3 protein-coding genes are annotated in these 2667 nt (G+C 71.5%); 1 reads left to right on the forward strand and 2 read right to left on the reverse strand.

Going from position 1 to position 2667, the window contains the following annotated elements:
• Positions 1-1313, reverse strand: a 1313-nt coding sequence (locus AB0H87_RS40380) for an endonuclease/exonuclease/phosphatase family protein (RefSeq protein WP_360158685.1), incomplete at its 3' end; no start/stop codon positions are given.
• A 299-nt stretch (positions 1314-1612) separates the two neighbouring features.
• Between AB0H87_RS40380 and AB0H87_RS40385 the strand changes: the two genes are divergently transcribed.
• The gene (locus AB0H87_RS40385; protein ID WP_360158688.1) at positions 1613-2374 is read left to right on the forward strand and encodes an endonuclease/exonuclease/phosphatase family protein; all 762 of its coding nucleotides are present in this window, start codon (positions 1613-1615) and stop codon (positions 2372-2374) included.
• On the opposite strand, the gene AB0H87_RS40390 is transcribed toward AB0H87_RS40385, so the two are convergent.
• Positions 2354-2530, reverse strand: a complete 177-nt coding sequence (locus AB0H87_RS40390; RefSeq protein ID WP_360158691.1) for a nitroreductase/quinone reductase family protein — start codon at positions 2528-2530, stop codon at positions 2354-2356. The two genes, AB0H87_RS40385 and AB0H87_RS40390, sit on opposite strands and share 21 nt — an antisense overlap.
• Between the last annotated feature and the right edge of the window lie 137 nt (positions 2531-2667).

Here is a 2667-nt window from a genome sequence, read left to right on the forward strand (position 1 = left end):
TCGAATGTGTCCGCGACTACCGCGTCGTCCGGGCTTGGTCGGTGGCCGCGACGGCGGTGGCGGTGCGTCATCGGCCGCTGGGTGCGGACGTCGAGCCAGACCAGGCGGTGGTCGGAGCTCGGGAACGGGAACACGCCGGTGAGCCGGAACAGCGGGTCCGACTGCGCCGGCCAGAACACGCCGCCGCCGCGGACGGTCAGGCCGTGCCGGGACGGCAGCACGTAGTCGGCGCGCAGGTTGCCCGGCGTGGTGTCGGCGAAGTCGGCCGTGTCGAAGCGGGGGTCGCTGCGGTGCGTCGCGTTCGCGCCGCCCTGCAACGCCGCCGCCTCCGGCGCACCCGCGCTCGACGGCGCGAACGCGTCGTCGATCCAGCGGTTGTCGAGCAACTGCTGTGCCGCGCCCGGGATGCTGTCGCCGTCGAGCGGGTCGGAGTTCTGGTCACCGGCGATCACGAACGACGAGCCGGGCTTGAGCCCACCCCGCCGGCCGCGGTCGTCGTAGATGTAGCGCCCCTTGCCCGGCGTCACGTAGTCGGACCAGAACCCGATCTCGTCGAAGTTCCGGCGACCGTTGCGGTCCTCCGCACCGTCGAAGACGGGCGGCGTCGGGTGCGACACGAGGAAGTGGACGGTGCGCCGGCCGATCTCGATCGGCAGGTCCCAGTGGCTCTTCGACGACAGCGGCAGCACGCGCAGCTCCTCCGGCGAGTAGAAGCCGTCGGGCAGGAGCGCGCCCGGCATGTCCTTCCACTTGAAGTTCTGGAACGTCCGCGCGTCCCGCTCGTCGATCGGGAAGCGCGAGTAGACGACCATGCCGAACTGCCCCGGGAACGCGCCGAACCCGAGCGCGTCGTCGCCGTAACCCGCCGCACCGGGCGTGGTGACGACGGTCCCGTCGTTGTTGAGGTCGAAGCCGGAGGCGATGCCGGTGTTGCTCGGAGCGATGAAGTGGTACGGGTAGCGGACGGCCCGCGCCCCGTTCTGGCCGACGGCCAGGTAGTTGTCGCGGAACAGCTCGGCGGCCCGCGGGTCGTAGTCGAACTCGTTGATCAGCACGACGTCGGGCCGGGCCCGCTGGATGATCTCCGCGATCACCCGGGCCTGCGCGTTGTCCGGTGTGGACAGGTCGGCGCGCAGCTGCCCGGCCGCGCCCCGGTTGAGCGACGCGTTGAACGTCGCGAACCGCACCGGCTCGCTGGAATGCCCGCCCCGCTGCTCGCCGGCGTTGGCCGCCGAGGCCCCGCTGAGCAGCACGATCGTGGCAATGGCCGCGCCGGCCGCCAGGCGCGGCAAACGCGCGAAGGTCAAGGACACGATTTCTCCTCTCATGTGGTTGGTGGGCATGGTGACTGTCGTACGGATCGTGCGCCGGCACAACCGCTGAAGAGCGGACGACCGCCAGCACAACTCTGAGTGGATCACCATCGAGAACGCCCGGTCGGCGCGCGGATGTCACCCGACCCGATATCAACGTTCACCGATTGTCGCTATCGTCGTCACAACGCGTGTCGAAGGGGTTGCGCTGCCAACCGGACCTGGCCCGAACTCGCGGCCATCCGGCGCGCGTGCGGCAGCGAATCGAGGTTAGGCGCGACGAACCTGGGGGAGGGTCGATGCTTCGTACGCTGTTTCATCGCCTCGGTCGATGTCTGACGGCGTTCGGGATCACCGTGAGCCTGGTGCTCGCCGTCGTCGACGTGAGCCATGCCCGGGGGCCGCGGCTGCTGGACATGTTGCAGATGAACCTGTGCAACAGCGGATGGGCCGGGTGCTACACCGGACGGTCCGTGGGCACCGCGGCCGCGCTGATCCGGGCGGAGAGGCCCGACGTGGTGACGCTCAACGAGATCTGTCGCGACGACGCGCGGGCGTTGGGCCGGGCGAGTGGCATGGCGGTGTCGTTCCAGCCGGCCATCGACCGCCGCATCGGGCAGCCGATCGTGTGCCGCGACGGGGAGCCCTACGGGATCGGGCTTCTCCTGCGCGCACCGGCGAACCGGCCGGCGCGCGGCGGCACGTACCCGATCCAGGATCCGGGTGGTCCGGAGGGCCGGGCCTGGTTGTGCGCGCCGGCCGCCGGCGGGCTCGTCGCCTGCACGACCCATCTGGTCAGCACGAATCCGATCGTCGCGCTGGCGCAGTGCCGGCACTTCTTCGCGACGGCCGCCGCGGCCTTTCCCGACCGCCGGGTCGTCGTCGGCGGGGACTTCAACCTCGGCGACCTGACGTCCTGCCTGCCGCCGCACTACGTGGCCGACTCCGACGGCGGCGTGCAGCACGTGGCCGTCGCCGGCACGGCGCGGACCGGCCGGCAACGGGTGATCGACATGGCCGGGACGACCGACCATCCGGCGCTAGCCGTGACCTGGCTCTAGGGGCTCGAAGATCACGACAGTGGTCTCGCGGGAGCGCCGGGCCGCGTAGCCGTCCAGGCCCTTGTCGATGACGCGCCACCGGTCCCACAACCGGGCCCGCTCGTCGCCGGTCGCGGCGCGGGCGCGGATCTGCGTGGACCGGCCGCCGAGGTCGATCCGGGCCTCCGGACGCGCCTGGAGGTTGAGCCACCAGGCGGGTGATCCTCGCGGAGGCGATCGAGGTCACCCGCCGGTACGGCGACGTCACGGCCCTCGACCGCGTCTCGCTCCAGGTGGCCGAGGGCGAGCTGGTC

It is taken from the genome of Asanoa sp. NPDC050611, from assembly GCF_040654855.1.
Taxonomy (GTDB): domain Bacteria; phylum Actinomycetota; class Actinomycetes; order Mycobacteriales; family Micromonosporaceae; genus Asanoa.